We start from the raw sequence: 14,072 nt of genomic DNA on the forward strand, positions 1-14,072 counted from the left end.
AGAAAAACTACCTATACGATGCATCATTGAACCCGGGCTGCCTTTGAATATTGCGTAATTGTAGAAGTCAGTCACTTGTAAATAAATACCTTTTCCGCAATGGCGCTGAATCTGGCCCGAAGCACCTTCTGAAAAAGCCGAATAATCGCCGCTGATTTTTTTGGCAGTCCGCAGAGTCGGTTCGCGCTTTTTCGTCGCTGCTGACTGGGGTAGCTTGCGGGGTATGAGCAGTACTCCTCGATTCATTCACCTTCGCGTTCACACTGAATACTCCCTGTTGGAAGGCGCTGTGCGGCTGAAAAAGCTGCCGGGCCTGTGTGAGAAGGCAGAGATGCCCGCCGTTGCGGTGACTGACACCAATTCTATGTTCTCGGCGCTGGAGTTTTCGGTAACCGCCAGCGGGACGGGTATTCAGCCGATCATGGGGTGCCAGGTCGATCTGACCTATGTGCAGCCGCAGCCCGGTGAAAAGCCGAAGGCACCTGCGCCCTTGGTTCTGCTGGCGCAGTCCGAGGTTGGGTATGAGAACCTGATGAAGCTGAGCTCTTGCCTTTACGTGGACAAGGGCGGGCAGTTGCCACAGGTTACTTTGGAGGAGCTTTCGGATCGATCCGAGGGTCTGATCTGTCTGACTGGGGGGCCGGAAGGCCCGGTCGGGATGTTGCTACAGCAAGGTCAGCGCCCGGCGGCTGACACTCTGGTAGACCGGTTGGCGGGGATGTTCCCGGATCGCCTGTACATCGAACTGCAACGCCATCCGGGTGAGGGCGGTCAGCCCGAGGCGGAACGCCTGACGGAGCGGGGCCATGTCGAGATGGCCTATGCCAAGAACCTGCCCCTGGTCGCCACCAATGACGTCTACTTTCCGACCTCGGATATGTATGAGGCGCATGATGCGCTGATCTGTATCGCCGAGGGGGCCTATGTCGATCAGCAAGCCGGTCGCCGCCGTCTGACCGCGCAGCATTATTTCAAGTCGCAGCAGGAAATGGTGACTCTGTTTGCAGATTTGCCCGAGGCGATTGAGAACACAGTCGAGATCGCGCGCCGTTGCGCCTTCATGGCCTACCGTCGTGATCCGATCTTGCCGAAATTTGCTGATGACGAGGTCGCGGAACTGCGCCGCATTGCAAATGACGGGCTGCAGAAGCGTCTGGCCGTGATCCCTCATGCGGTGACACCCGAGGAATATCAGGAACGTCTGGATTTTGAACTGGATATCATCGAGGGCATGGGGTTCCCCGGCTACTTCCTGATCGTTGCCGACTTTATCCAATGGTCCAAGGATCATGACATCCCTGTAGGCCCAGGGCGAGGGTCTGGTGCAGGGTCTTTGGTGGCTTATGCGCTGACGATCACCGATCTCGACCCTTTGCGCTACAGCTTGCTGTTCGAGCGCTTTCTGAACCCCGAGCGGGTTTCGATGCCGGACTTTGATATCGACTTCTGTATGGATCGCCGGGAAGAGGTGATCCGTTATGTCCAGCAAAAATACGGGCGCGACAAGGTGGGGCAGATCATCACCTTTGGTGCATTGCTGTCGAAAGCTGCCGTGCGTGACATCGGGCGGGTGTTGCAGATGCCTTATGGGCAGGTCGATCGGCTGTCCAAGATGATCCCCGTCGAGGGGGTGAAGCCTGTCTCGATCGAAAAGGCACTGAAGGACGAACCGCGACTGCGCGAAGAGGCGCGGAATGAAGAGGTTGTGGAGCGGTTGCTCAACTACGGCCAGCAGGTCGAAGGGTTGTTGCGGAACGCCTCGACCCATGCGGCGGGTGTGGTGATCGGGGATCGGCCACTGGACGCGCTGGTGCCTCTTTATCAGGATCCGCGATCCGATATGCCCGCGACCCAGTTCAATATGAAGTGGGTGGAACAGGCCGGGTTGGTGAAGTTCGACTTTCTGGGTCTGAAAACCCTGACCGTGATTCAGAATGCGATGGACCTGATCTTCAAGTCCGGGCGCCCTTTGCACATCGCGGCCGACGGGACCGAGCTTTACGAACCGGCTGACGGCGCCGAGAACCAGATCAATGCCATCCCGCTGGATGATGAGGCGACGTATAAGCTGTATTCGGCGGCCAAAACCGTGGCGGTGTTCCAGGTGGAATCCTCGGGCATGATGGATGCGCTCAAGCGGATGAAGCCGGATTGTATCGAAGACATCATCGCCCTCGTCGCGCTGTATCGTCCCGGTCCGATGGAAAACATCCCAAAGTTCTGCGAGGTCAAGAACAAGCTAAGCGAACGGGACACGCTGCACCCGTCCATCGACCATATTCTGGACGAGACGCAAGGCATCATCGTTTATCAGGAACAGGTGATGCAGATCGCGCAGGAAATGGCGGGATACAGCCTTGGCGGCGCCGACCTGCTGCGCCGCGCGATGGGTAAGAAAATTCAAGAGGCGATGGACGCCGAGCGACCCAAATTCCTCAAGGGTGCCGCCGAAAACGATGTGGACGAGGCCAAGGCGACCGAGGTCTGGAACCTGCTGGACAAGTTCGCCAATTACGGCTTCAACAAATCCCACGCGGCGGCCTATGCGGTGGTCAGCTATCAGACCGGCTGGCTGAAGGCGAACCACCCGGTCGAGTTCATGGCCGGTGTCATGAACTGCGATATTCACCTGACCGACAAGTTGGCCGTCTACTTCGAAGAGGTCCGCAAAGGGCTGGAACTGCCTTACATCCCGCCATGTGTGAACCGGTCTCAGGCCACGTTTGATGTGGACAACGGGCATCTGGTCTATGCGCTGGGCGCGTTGAAAAACGTAGGCGTCGAGGCGATGAGCCTTGTTGTGGAAGGGCGTCGCGCCGGAGGCGCGCAGGATCAAGGTCACGCCGGAGGGGCGCAGAATCAAGAGAGCGACAAGCCCTTCGTCAACCTGTTCGACTTCGCGCGCCGGGTCGATCTGAAGAAAGTCGGCAAGCGGCCGCTGGAAATGCTGGCACGGGCCGGGGCGTTTGATCAGCTCGACAAGAATCGCCGCCGTGTGTTCGAAAGCCTCGATCCGCTGGTGCAGTATTCGGCGGCGATCCATGAACAGAAGAACTCGAACCAGGTATCATTGTTTGGTGAGGCCGGGGATGACCTGCCCGAACCGCGCCTGTCGCCGACGCCCGACTGGTTGCCTGCCGAACGCCTGAGCGAAGAGTACAAGGCCATCGGCTTCTACCTGTCGGGCCACCCGCTGGACGACTATATGCCTGCGCTGAAACGCAAACAGGTGCTGACCCTGGATGAGGTGACGGAAAAGGCGCGTTCTGGCCCTCTGATCGCCAAGATGGCCGGGGTTGTTGCGGGCCGGCAGGAAAGGAAATCCGCGCGCGGTAATCGCTTTGCCTTTGCGCAGCTCTCGGACCCGACGGGCGCGTATGAGGTCACGCTGTTTTCCGACACGCTGGAAAAATGTCGTGACTTTCTGGAGACCGGCGCGCAGGTCGTTCTGACCGCCGAAGCCACAATGGAGGCCGATCAGTTGAAATTGCTGGGCCGCTCAGTCGGTCCGGTGGATTCGGTTGTGGCCGAGGCTGGTGCCACCGGCCTGCGTATCTTCGTCGATGCGCCACAGGTGCTGCCCACGGTGGCGACGGTGCTGGCAGATGCCACCAGTGCTGCAAAGGGGGCCGCCAAGGGGCCGATCCAGTTGTGCCTGATGGATCCCGGCTTGCCGGGCGATGTCGAGATGGATCTGGGTCAGAACTTCCCGATCAACCCACAGATCAAAGGCGCGATCAAGTCACTGGACGGCGTTCTGTCCGTGGAAGAGGTCTGATCACAGGCTCAGGGAGCACAGGGCAATGCTAGAGCGTGCCGACGGATGCACGGACCAGCCCCCAGCCTTTATCCACTCCGGCGGCTTTCAGGCCGGAAGCGAGAGCATCTGAGAGGAAGAAGATTCTAGGGACTTTGGGGTCAAGCCAGATGTCCGGGCCGTTCAGGGCTTCGGGAACAACCACCAACTCCTTTTCCCGGCCAATATTAGGGAGATATAGAACTCCGCCCCCTCGACAGTTGAGTGGCACATGAAGCTCCCCTTCTGGACCCAGAGCCTCATAGTTTCCCATGGATCGTTTGTTACACACGTTGAGAAGATAGTAAGGCTCGGGCGTTGTCGGCACTGTTTCTGTCGGGTCCAACAGCTTCAACGGGTGAAACACTGTATGCCCCAGATCGAACTGCTCCAGAACGGATTTGGTGGTTTCTGAGACAAGCGGATAGCCACCGCCATTGATAAAAGGATCAATATGGTATTCAGCCTTGGAATTGTAGAACCAGACATCCCCGACCTGCTCTTTGGTCAGGGGTTCCCCACGTTTCCAGCCACGACCTGACTCTTGAACCATCCGGTTGGACCATTCGATATCTTCCGCAGACCGTCTGGCTTTCCATCTGTCACCGAACTCTTTGCGCAGCACAGGTTTAATATTGATGTCGTTCATCGTCGTGGCAATCCACACGCAGGGGACATCCATGCCTTGGCTCTCCATCCCGGACCCTCTCAATAGTGCGGCGGGCGTTCGTCTCCGAATACAACCCCGCCCGAGCCTTCCTGCGCCCGTTCGGCCTCGCGTTGCAGCAGCATTTCGACGCGGCGGGTCAGGCGGTCGATCTCGGATTGCTGGCTTGTGACGACGGTGTTCAGCTCTTCGAGTGTACGGGTCAGATGGGCGATCTGTTCTTCCAGATGCTGCATGGTGATGTCCTGTGGGGTCTCGTTCAGGGACGGTCATAGCGGGCCTGCACAGCCAAGACCAGCGAAAGCGCGCCTTGCCCCGATGCGGGCCATGGGATAGACCGCGCGCGGAACATGACCTGTGAAGGACGCCCCCGATGGCCAAGCCCAAGAAACAGCCCCGCCCCAAGGCCGCAACGCCGAAAGGGTTCCGTGACTATTTCGGCGAGGAAGTCACGCAGCGCACCGAGATGCTGCGGACGATTGCAGGCGTGTATCATCGGTACGGGTTTGACGCCTTGGAAAGCAGCGCAGTCGAGACCGTCGAGGCGCTGGGCAAGTTCCTGCCCGACGTGGACCGCCCGAACGAAGGCGTCTTCGCATGGCAGGAATTTGACGAAGGCGGCAATGGCGATTGGATGGCCTTGCGCTATGATCTGACCGCACCTTTGGCCCGCGTCTATGCGCAGCACCGCAACGATCTGCCGACGCCCTATCGCCGCTATGCGATGGGGCCTGTGTGGCGGAACGAAAAGCCGGGGCCGGGGCGCTATCGTCAGTTTTATCAGTGCGATGCGGATACGGTCGGCACCGCCTCGATGGCGGCGGATGCCGAGATCTGCGCGATGCTGTCGGACACGCTGGAGACCGTGGGAATTCCGCGCGGCGACTATCTGGTGCGCGTGAACAACCGCAAGGTTCTGAACGGTGTGCTTGAGGCGATGGGGCTGGGCGAAGACGCCAGCGCCCGCGACAACGTCCTGCGCACCATCGACAAGTTCGACAAGGTGGGTGAGGCCGGTGTGCGTGAGCTGCTGACCAAGGGCCGTCTGGATGCCTCGGGCGCGTTTATCGATGGTGTGGGTCTGAGCGACGATCAGGCCGGGCCTGTGATTGCCTTCCTGACCTCCAAAGCTGCGGATACCGCCGGAACGCTGGCGAACCTGCGTGCGGCCGTGGGCGACAGCAAGATAGGTGCAGACGGCATTGCTGAGCTGGAACAGATCGGCGCATTGCTGGATGCGGGCGGATACGGTTCGGATCGGATCGAGATTGATCCGTCGGTTGTACGTGGTCTCGGCTACTACACCGGCCCGGTCTATGAAGCCGAACTGACCTTTGAGATTTTTGACGAAAAAGGCCGCAAGCGGCAGTTCGGGTCGGTCTCGGGCGGCGGGCGTTACGATGATCTGGTCAAACGCTTCACGGGGCAGGAAGTGCCTGCGACCGGTGTTTCCATCGGTGTTGACCGTCTGCTGGCCGCTCTGCGCGAAAAGGGTCGGCTTAGCGCGCAGGCGACAGGTCCTGTTGTTGTCACCGTGATGGATCGCGACCGTATGGCTGACTATCAGGCGATGGTGGCCGAGCTGCGCAACGCGGGTATCCGGGCCGAGGTTTATCTGGGCAATCCCAAGAACTTTGGCAATCAGCTGAAATATGCGGACAAGCGGAACTCTCCCATCGCCGTGATCGAAGGCGGTGACGAAAAGGCGGGCGGGATCGTTCAGATCAAAGATCTGATCCTTGGTGCCAAAATCGCCGAAAGCGCCACGCTTGAGGAATGGAAGGAACGCCCCAGCCAGTTCGAAGTGCCACGCGGTGATCTGGTCGCCAAGGTGCGTGAAATTCTGAACAGTCAGGACTGAGCCATGGCCAACCGTTCCCAGATACAGGCCCGCGCCGCGATGATGCGCGTCCGGTTCGAGGCGGCAGGCGCGCAGGTGGTCGATACGCCTCTGTTGCAACCGGCCGAGACTTTGCTGGACCTCTATGGCGAAGACATCCGCGCGCGTGCCTATGTCACCTCGGACGCCCTGCGGGGCGAGCAGATGTTACGGCCCGATTTCACTCTGCCCGTTGTACAGATGCATATGTCAGACGGGGCTGAGCCTGCGCGCTACACCTATTCCGGAGAGGTTTTTCGCCGTCAGGAGCATGACCCAGACCGCTCGAATGAATACATCCAGGTGGGCTATGAGGTCTTTGACCGCGACGACCCATCAGGCGCGGACGCCGAGGTGTTCTCGCTGTTTGCGTTGCAGTTAAGGGGTCTGCCTTTACGGGCCGCGACCGGGGATATCGGAATTCTGACCGCCGCCGTCGAGGGCCTTCGCACAACCGAGCGTCGCAAGACCGCCCTGATGCGGCACCTGTGGCGCCCCCGCCGGTTCCGTATTCTTCTGGACCGGTTTGCAGGTCGCAAACCCGGCCCCGAAGGGCGCGACGATCTGCTGAATGTCGCAGACCCTCTGGACAACGACATTCCGATGATCGGCAAGCGCCGTGCGTCCGAGATCGAGGCGCGGATCGAAGCCCTGCGCGAAGATCGCGACACACCGCCCATCTCAGACAACGAACTGGCCGGGTTGGAGACGCTGTTGAATGTGCGTGAGACCATGCCGTTTGCCTTGGAACAGTTGCGCGACGTTGCGGTCGACCTGCCGCAGATCACGCAAGCGCTTGATCGGCTTGAAGCCCGGATCGCAGCGATGCAGGCACGGGGTGTGGATGTCGAACGGTTGGATTTCGAAGCCTCCTACGGGCGGACTTCGATGGAGTATTACGACGGGTTTGTCTTTGGCTTTTACGCCGAAGGTCGCCCGGATCTAGCTCCGATCGCCACTGGCGGGCGCTATGATGCGCTGACCCGGCAGTTGGGCGACGGGTCCGAGATACCAGCGGTGGGCGGCGTCATTCGCCCGGACCTGATGCTCGAGATCGAGGAGGACGCGCAATGAGCCTGAAACTGGGTGTGCCTTCGAAGGGCCGGTTGATGGACAAGACCTTTGCATGGTTCGAAAAGCGCGGCATTACCCTGTCGCGCAGTGGATCGGACCGGGAATATGCGGGCAAGGTCGAGGGGATCGACGGCGTCTCGCTGATCCTGCTGTCGGCGGGCGAAATCCCGCGTGAGCTGGCCGCGGGCCGTATCCATCTGGGTGTAACGGGCGTTGACCTTGTGCAGGAGAAGCTGCCGCGCTGGGAGCAACAGGTTGAAGAAATCGCCGCGCTAGGCTTCGGCAAGGCGGATCTGATTATCGCCGCGCCGGCCTGCTGGGTCGATGTGGATACGCTGGACGATCTGGATGCAGCCGCCGCCGCTTTCCGCAGAACACACGGTCACCGGCTGCGGATCGCTACAAAATACCACCGTTTGGTGCGTGAGTTTCTGACCGATGCCGGGGTGGCCGACTATGCTCTGGTCGACAGTCAGGGCGCGACCGAAGGCACCGTGATGAACGAAACCGCCGAAGCCATAGCCGATATCACCTCGACCGGTGAAACCCTGCGGGCCAATCACCTGAAGATCCTTTCGGACGGTCTGATCCTGCAGTCGCAGGCGACCCTGTGGCGCAGCCGTGTTGCGAGTTACGAGGCGGGCGACAAGGCGGTTCTGTCCGCGCTTCTGGATCGCCTGCGCTGACTACAATATGCCGATTTCAGCCAGGGCGCGGTTCAGATCGTCGGGAAGGGCATCGTCTTGCGCGCGCGTTTTGGGCAGATCGGCAGGGGTGTCCTCGGGCTTGAGGTAGCGCCAGCCCTGAAAGGGGCGCTTCAGGGCGTTCTGGGTGCGATGCACTTCGGGGTCGAGAACGATGGCGCAGCGGCGGATACCGTCTTCGCCACGTACCTCATCTAGGCGCAGGATGCGCTGGCGGCATTGGATCACGCCTTTGATCACCCAATAGATCGACCCGCCGTTCAGAATCTCGGCCTCGCGCTTGGGCCACATGCGCGTCACATGGCGCGGGCAGCCATCCGCGTAAAGCGGCTTGCGGCTGTCCTGCCACGCCATCAGCGTCTCGACGCTTTCCGAGCCAACTGACAGCTTTATGAGGTTCACGTACTTATCCACAGCTTTCCCACAGAGTCGTCCCAAGGATGATCCTTATATTGTAGCCTTCAGGCGCTTGTCATCAAGGTGTTGTGGTTTAGTTGTGATCTGGGCTAGTCTGGATGCCTCTTTCAGCATAGGGAATCACCAATGAGCCGCTTTGCCGCCCCCATCGCCGAGCAGATCTGGGACATGAAATACCGCTTCAAACAGGCGGATGGCACGCCCATCGATCAAACGGTCGAGGACAGTTGGCGACGCATCGCCCGTGATCTGGCGCGGGTGGAAAAAGACCCGGCGCATTGGGAAGAAAAGTTCTACGCCGCGCTGGAGGATTTCAAATACCTGCCCGCCGGACGCATCACCGCAGGCGCGGGCACCGCACGGCAGGTGACCCTGTTCAACTGCTTCGTCATGGGCACCGTGCCCGACAGCATGGGCGGTATCTTCGACATGCTGAAAGAGGCTGCGTTGACCATGCAGCAGGGTGGTGGGATCGGCTATGATTTCTCAACCATCCGTCCGCGTGGGGCGGATGTGAAAGGGGTCGCTGCAGATGCTTCTGGCCCGCTGAGCTTCATGGATGTTTGGGACGCAATGTGCCGCACGATCATGTCCGCAGGCTCGCGCAGGGGCGCGATGATGGCGACGATGCGCTGCGATCACCCGGATATCGAACAGTTCATCACGGCCAAATCCGACCCGGCACGCTTGCGCATGTTCAACATGTCGGTGCTGGTGACCGATCCGTTCATGGAGGCGGTCAAGGCCGACGGCCCGTGGGAACTGGTGTTCGACGGCAAGGTTTATCACACCGTTCAGGCGCGGGACCTGTGGAACAAGATCATGCAGGCGACCTATGATTATGCCGAGCCGGGCGTGATCTTCATCGACCGCATCAACGCGGCCAACAACCTGAGCTATGTCGAGACGATTGCCGCGACCAACCCCTGTGGCGAGCAACCTCTGCCGCCCTACGGCGCATGCCTGTTGGGTTCGATCAATCTGGCTCGGTTGGTGGCTGAGCCGTTCGACGACGCCGCGCATCTGGACGAGGACGCTTTGAAAGAGCTGGTCGCCACCGCTGTGCGGATGATGGACAATGTGGTGGACGCGTCGAAGTTCCCTCTGCCCGAACAAGAGGCCGAGGCGCAGGCCAAGCGCCGCATCGGGCTGGGTGTGACAGGTCTCGCGGATGCGCTTTTGATGTTGGGCCTGCGCTATGGCTCGGACGAGGCGGCGCGTCAGACCGAGCGCTGGTTGCACGCAATCGCCCGCGCCGCGTATCTGGCGTCGGTGCAATTGGCGAAGGAGAAGGGGGCGTTCCCCTTGTTCGATGCCGAGAAATTCCTGTCCAGCGGCACGATGCAGCAGATGGATGACGATGTGCGCGATGAAATCCGCTCGCACGGGATCCGCAACGCGTTACTGACATCGATTGCGCCGACAGGGACGATCTCTCTCTATGCCGGGAACGTTTCGTCGGGGATCGAGCCGGTTTTTGCCTATGCCTACACGCGCAAAGTGTTGCAAAAGGATGGCTCGCGCACCGAGGAAGAGGTGGTGGACTATGCCGTCCAGATGTGGCGCGACAAGTTCGGCGACAAGAACCTACCTGAGTTTTTCGTGAATGCGCAGACACTTTCTCCGTCTGATCACGTCAAGATGCAGGCCGCGGCGCAGAAATGGATCGACAGTTCGATTTCGAAAACGATCAACTGCCCCGAAGATATCAGTTTTGATGCCTTCAAGGATGTCTACATGCAGGCCTGGGATCAGGGCTGCAAAGGCTGCACCACCTATCGCCCCAATGATGTGACCGGCTCGGTCCTGACCGTATCAGAAAGCGCCGACACAGCGCCGGGCGAAAGCGCCGCCGCCCCGCATGAAGTTGATGGCGGCGATGTCGTTTACATGTCCGAACCGCTGGACCGCCCGCAGTCGCTAGAGGGGTCGACCTACAAGTTAAAATGGCCCGACAGTGAGCATGCGATCTATCTGACGATCAATGATATTGTCATCGGAGGTCGCCGTCGCCCGTTCGAGGTGTTCATCAACTCGAAGAACATGGAGCATTACGCCTGGACGCTGGCGCTGACACGCATGATCTCAGCCGTATTCCGGCGAGGTGGGGATGTATCCTTCGTGGTCGAAGAGCTTAAGGCCGTGTTCGACCCGCGCGGCGGTGCCTGGGTGAAGGGCAAGTATATCCCCTCGATCCTGGCAGCAATTGGCGGCGTGATTGAGCAGCATATGGTAAATATAGGCTTCCTTGAGGGTGAGGGGATGGGGCTGAAGTCTGATCCTCAGGCGCAGGTCGTCAATATGGACGCTCCACGGGGCAAGGCATGCCCGTCCTGTGGGCAGTATGACATGGTGATGATCGAAGGTTGCATGACGTGTAGAAGCTGCGGTTATTCCAAATGTAGTTAGCCATGAGCTAAAGCGTTTCTAGAAAAACCTGAATCGTTAGGGATTCCCTTTGGCGGCTGATTGTGATTCATCCTGTTTGGGAGGATGGATCATGTCAGCACCTTTGCCGTCGGCGCTTCGGATGCGGTTTCAGAGATTGATTGAAGAAGGATTGAGCGGGCGCGCAGCGGCGTTGCGTCTGACGCTGTCGCCTGCGACGGGTGCACGCTGGGCGCGGCAAGTTCACCAAACCGGCCGGGTCGATCCGGCCCCTCAAGGCCGCCCGCTCGGTACCGGCAAACTTGCGCCTCATGAAGCCTTTGTCACGGAACTGATAACTCAGGATCCCGACATCACCTTGTTTGAACTACGCGATGCCCTGGCCGATGCCACCGGATTGCAGGTCCAGCACTCTGCCATTGGTCATCTGTTGAAACGCCTTGGCTTCACGCACAAAAAAAGTCGCTGGAGGCCACCGAACGCCGCCGCGCCAAGGTAAGGCGGCAGCGCGGGGATTGGTTCGCACATCGCCTGCCAGCTATCGCACGGATGCCGGAACGCGTTGTCTTTCTTGATGAAACAGCGGTCAAGACCAACCTCACCCGGCTGCGCGGCTGGGCCCCGCGCGGAAAACGCCTGAAAGCGGATGCACCGTTCGGCAGTTGGGGCACTCAAACCCTGATCACGGGCTTGACCGTTGATGCCCTGATCGCTCCCTGGGTGATCAAAGGGGCGATGAATGGTCCTGCCTTTGCCGCATATGTCCGCGAGGTTCTGGTCCCGGAGATTGCTCCTGGAACTGCCGTGGTGCTGGATAACCTGGCAACGCACCGTAACAAGGAGGCTGCAGCTGCGCTCAACGCGCATGGCTGCTGGTTTCTGTACTTGCCGCCATATTCGCCAGACCTGAACCCCATAGAACAAGCTTTCTCAAAGCTGAAAGCCCATCTGCGGCGCAAAGGCGCGCGCTCGTTCACGTCAGTATTCAACGCAATCGGCGAAATCTGTGAACTCTATGATCCAATCGAATGCTGGAACTACTTCAAAGCTGCCGGATATGCCTCAGGTTAAATTAGAAACGCTCTAAAACACCAATTGTGGAAACCAGCATCGGTCTGCAATTTAACCAGCTCAAACTGAAACTTTGACCATCAAAACTTTGCCACTGCTTTTGAGGCCGTGGCAATTTTAACAAAACCAGGTTGTTTTGTGGAAGATCTGCGCCTTCCCCTGACACAACGATATTCAGCATGTGCAAAAAGAAGATCAACACGCATGCGCCACGAACCACACCCAGCGGAAACTGCAACTGGGTCAACCAGCTTGTCCCAACGATCAGCACCGCGACAGCCATCTGCCAAGGATGAATGATAACATCATCCTGAAACAGCTCAATTGCGGCCCAATAGATCAGAACCGGGATCACGCCCGAAATCATCACAAGAACAAACTGGATTGGCCCCTCGCTCAGATTGATGCTCGGAGAGGAGACGATCACGTAAGGGCCAAGGCTCAGGCAAAGCAGCACCACGGCCAGACTTTTTCGGGTTCGGGGTCCGTTTGTCAGAAAGATCAAAGCACAGAGATAGAGAACACCAACGGCGCTGCCACGCAGGAAAACATCGAAGAGCGCTAAATCTGACATCACATGCATAAGCGAAGTTCGAATTGGCTTGCCGGTCAATGGCCAGGCCATGTCGAAACTGAAGAATCCTCGCCGAAAGCTCAAAATGCCCATCGGTTTTCGAATTCAGAGAGCATCTGCAATCCATGCGCGTCAGGTCGTTGTGCACATCCTTTCTTTACTTGGAGATGTTAATGACACATTTCACCACGCTCTTGTCCGTCTATACCAATGTCTTTGGTGGAGGCTTCATGCGCTATGTTATCGGAGCAGGCCGTTCTTTTGGTGCATGTGAACTGCTCCCAAATTCAACGCGTCCTAGAAGTTATCCGAAATTGGAAGCCGATGTTTGTTACACCTGCAAAATCAGCACTGCACCTTGGAGTTGCCTCGGTCGCGGTTCCAGCCAGTAACGTAACCTATTGAATTGGCATAGGCGGAGTTCGGTATCTGTCCCAATCAAGAACCTGCACACTGGGGCGAGCCTTGCAAAGCTGTGTAGCTCCCCAAAAGCGCTTGTCGTGCCAGCGTTATGCCTAAACTGTTGCACCCTTCAATCGAATGGCGCAGCCGACGCAGCCTGCCAGCACACCGACGATCACTGCGACTGTCAGTTCAAGCATCTCAACATGGGCAAAGTTCCAGCTGGCGAAGAGGAGGGTTTCTACCACCCCTACCACCCCGCCCATAATTGCGGCAAGCCAGAGGCGGCGGGTCATCATGCCCAGTGCAACGCCCAGGACACCAGGGAGACTCAGGGCATTTCCGCCAATTGTTCCAAGTAGTTCCAGCATCAGATCCCCCTTTATTCCGATCGGTTGCGCAAATAGAACTGAATGGCTTGCTGATCCGCGACTGCCTGTTGGCGGGGCGGGGCGGGCATGTTCAGCACTTCAAGCACTTTTTGGTACTCGTCCAGATATCCCGGCGGCAGCTCATGCGCGATGCCTTGGTGGCAGTCGATACAGGTCATGCCGGTGTCGATGGCGCGCTGGTGTTCAGATGCGGCGCGGGTCTCTTGCAGGGTGAAATCCATATACTCGAAATTGTGGCAGTTGCGGCATTCGCGGCTGTCCGAAGCCTTCATTTTGGTCCATACCGCCGACGCCATCTGTAACCGGTGTGCTTCGTATTTTTCCGGTGTGCTGATGGTGCCCATCACCTCGTGGTAGACATCCTTGACCGCCATGATTTTCGCTTTGAGTTTATGGTTCCATTCGTGCGGCACGTGGCAGTCCGAACAAATCGCCCGGACGCCGGAATGGTTGTTGTAGTGGATGGTTTCGCGGTATTCGCCGAGGTTCGTCTCCATCGTGTGGCAGGAGACGCAGAATTCTTCGGTATTCGTTGCTTCCAGGGCCCAGTGGAACCCGCCCCAGAAAATAATCCCGGCAAGGAATCCGGCGATCAGGGTGAAACCGACGCTCAGCATCGCGGTCGGGCCCCAGAACCAGTCCCAGAGCCGGCGGATACGACCGCGATTGTCGGGGGGGTTTGCCATCTTGGTCTCTCCTTCTGTTCAG

General features: G+C 58.7%; 13 protein-coding genes. 7 read left to right on the forward strand and 6 right to left on the reverse strand.

Features of this window, described 5'->3' with window-relative positions:
- The first annotated feature begins 223 nt into the window (after positions 1 to 223).
- Positions 224 to 3,778: a DNA polymerase III subunit alpha gene (dnaE, locus tag AC2FD8_RS07820; protein WP_496855167.1), complete on the forward strand. Its 3,555-nt coding sequence runs from the start codon at positions 224 to 226 to the stop codon at positions 3,776 to 3,778.
- 28 nt (positions 3,779 to 3,806) lie between these two features.
- On the opposite strand, the gene AC2FD8_RS07825 is transcribed toward dnaE, so the two are convergent.
- Both AC2FD8_RS07825 and AC2FD8_RS07830 read right to left on the reverse strand, forming a co-directional pair.
- Positions 3,807 to 4,445: an imm11 family protein gene (locus AC2FD8_RS07825; protein WP_496855165.1), complete on the reverse strand. Its 639-nt coding sequence runs from the start codon at positions 4,443 to 4,445 to the stop codon at positions 3,807 to 3,809.
- A 59-nt stretch (positions 4,446 to 4,504) separates the two neighbouring features.
- Positions 4,505 to 4,699 (reverse strand): SlyX family protein, encoded by a 195-nt coding sequence (locus AC2FD8_RS07830; protein WP_496855163.1) that lies wholly within the window; start codon positions 4,697 to 4,699, stop codon positions 4,505 to 4,507.
- Positions 4,700 to 4,836: 137 nt separating this feature from the next.
- Between AC2FD8_RS07830 and hisS the strand changes: the two genes are divergently transcribed.
- The 3 genes from hisS to hisG are packed head-to-tail and all read left to right on the forward strand — an operon-like array spanning position 4,837 to position 8,102.
- On the forward strand, positions 4,837 to 6,324 hold the full coding sequence (gene hisS, locus AC2FD8_RS07835; protein ID WP_496855161.1) for a histidine--tRNA ligase: 1,488 nt from the start codon (positions 4,837 to 4,839) through the stop codon (positions 6,322 to 6,324).
- Positions 6,325 to 6,327: 3 nt separating this feature from the next.
- Positions 6,328 to 7,416, forward strand: coding sequence for an ATP phosphoribosyltransferase regulatory subunit (locus AC2FD8_RS07840; RefSeq protein ID WP_496855159.1), 1,089 nt, complete (start codon positions 6,328 to 6,330; stop codon positions 7,414 to 7,416).
- Entirely contained in the window at positions 7,413 to 8,102 is a 690-nt protein-coding gene (gene hisG / locus AC2FD8_RS07845) for an ATP phosphoribosyltransferase (RefSeq protein WP_496855158.1), read from the forward strand. Before AC2FD8_RS07840 ends, hisG begins: the two co-directional genes overlap by 4 nt.
- Here the strand turns inward: hisG and AC2FD8_RS07850 are convergent, their stop codons facing one another.
- Positions 8,103 to 8,534 carry a DUF1489 family protein gene (locus tag AC2FD8_RS07850; RefSeq protein ID WP_496855156.1) on the reverse strand — a complete coding sequence of 144 codons (432 nt, stop codon included), beginning with the start codon at positions 8,532 to 8,534 and terminating at the stop codon, positions 8,103 to 8,105.
- A gap of 129 nt (positions 8,535 to 8,663) precedes the next feature.
- On the opposite strand from AC2FD8_RS07850, the gene AC2FD8_RS07855 reads away from it, so the two are divergent.
- Both AC2FD8_RS07855 and AC2FD8_RS07860 read left to right on the forward strand, forming a co-directional pair.
- Positions 8,664 to 10,946, forward strand: a complete 2,283-nt coding sequence (locus AC2FD8_RS07855; RefSeq protein WP_496855154.1) for an adenosylcobalamin-dependent ribonucleoside-diphosphate reductase — start codon at positions 8,664 to 8,666, stop codon at positions 10,944 to 10,946.
- Positions 10,947 to 11,037: 91 nt separating this feature from the next.
- A protein-coding gene (locus tag AC2FD8_RS07860) for an IS630 family transposase (RefSeq protein WP_496855152.1) occupies positions 11,038 to 11,996 on the forward strand; the annotation gives its coding sequence in 2 pieces (ribosomal slippage) (positions 11,038 to 11,379 and positions 11,382 to 11,996; 957 coding nt in all).
- Position 11,997: 1 nt separating this feature from the next.
- Here AC2FD8_RS07860 and AC2FD8_RS07865 read toward each other — a convergent pair.
- Entirely contained in the window at positions 11,998 to 12,663 is a 666-nt protein-coding gene (locus tag AC2FD8_RS07865; protein ID WP_496855150.1) for a hypothetical protein, read from the reverse strand.
- A gap of 80 nt (positions 12,664 to 12,743) precedes the next feature.
- On the opposite strand from AC2FD8_RS07865, the gene AC2FD8_RS07870 reads away from it, so the two are divergent.
- Positions 12,744 to 12,962 carry a hypothetical protein gene (locus AC2FD8_RS07870; RefSeq protein ID WP_496855149.1) on the forward strand — a complete coding sequence of 73 codons (219 nt, stop codon included), beginning with the start codon at positions 12,744 to 12,746 and terminating at the stop codon, positions 12,960 to 12,962.
- A gap of 123 nt (positions 12,963 to 13,085) precedes the next feature.
- Here the strand turns inward: AC2FD8_RS07870 and AC2FD8_RS07875 are convergent, their stop codons facing one another.
- On the reverse strand, positions 13,086 to 13,343 hold the full coding sequence (locus AC2FD8_RS07875) for a hypothetical protein (protein ID WP_496855147.1): 258 nt from the start codon (positions 13,341 to 13,343) through the stop codon (positions 13,086 to 13,088).
- A gap of 11 nt (positions 13,344 to 13,354) precedes the next feature.
- Positions 13,355 to 14,050: a NapC/NirT family cytochrome c gene (locus AC2FD8_RS07880; RefSeq protein WP_496855145.1), complete on the reverse strand. Its 696-nt coding sequence runs from the start codon at positions 14,048 to 14,050 to the stop codon at positions 13,355 to 13,357.
- Between the last annotated feature and the right edge of the window lie 22 nt (positions 14,051 to 14,072).

The sequence above is a fragment of the Ruegeria sp. YTSC192 genome (assembly GCF_059609705.1).

What these genes read in the sequence shown, in the direction of transcription:
- dnaE (WP_496855167.1), top strand. Translation starts at nt 224, where the DNA reads ATGAGCAGTACTCCTCGATTCATTCACCTTCGCGTTCACACTGAATAC.
- AC2FD8_RS07825 (WP_496855165.1), bottom strand. Translation starts at nt 4,445, where the DNA reads ATGAACGACATCAATATTAAACCTGTGCTGCGCAAAGAGTTCGGTGAC.
- AC2FD8_RS07830 (WP_496855163.1), bottom strand. Translation starts at nt 4,699, where the DNA reads ATGCAGCATCTGGAAGAACAGATCGCCCATCTGACCCGTACACTCGAA.
- hisS (WP_496855161.1), top strand. Translation starts at nt 4,837, where the DNA reads ATGGCCAAGCCCAAGAAACAGCCCCGCCCCAAGGCCGCAACGCCGAAA.
- AC2FD8_RS07840 (WP_496855159.1), top strand. Translation starts at nt 6,328, where the DNA reads ATGGCCAACCGTTCCCAGATACAGGCCCGCGCCGCGATGATGCGCGTC.
- hisG (WP_496855158.1), top strand. Translation starts at nt 7,413, where the DNA reads ATGAGCCTGAAACTGGGTGTGCCTTCGAAGGGCCGGTTGATGGACAAG.
- AC2FD8_RS07855 (WP_496855154.1), top strand. Translation starts at nt 8,664, where the DNA reads ATGAGCCGCTTTGCCGCCCCCATCGCCGAGCAGATCTGGGACATGAAA.
- AC2FD8_RS07865 (WP_496855150.1), bottom strand. Translation starts at nt 12,663, where the DNA reads ATGGGCATTTTGAGCTTTCGGCGAGGATTCTTCAGTTTCGACATGGCC.
- AC2FD8_RS07870 (WP_496855149.1), top strand. Translation starts at nt 12,744, where the DNA reads ATGACACATTTCACCACGCTCTTGTCCGTCTATACCAATGTCTTTGGT.
- AC2FD8_RS07875 (WP_496855147.1), bottom strand. Translation starts at nt 13,343, where the DNA reads ATGCTGGAACTACTTGGAACAATTGGCGGAAATGCCCTGAGTCTCCCT.
- AC2FD8_RS07880 (WP_496855145.1), bottom strand. Translation starts at nt 14,050, where the DNA reads ATGGCAAACCCCCCCGACAATCGCGGTCGTATCCGCCGGCTCTGGGAC.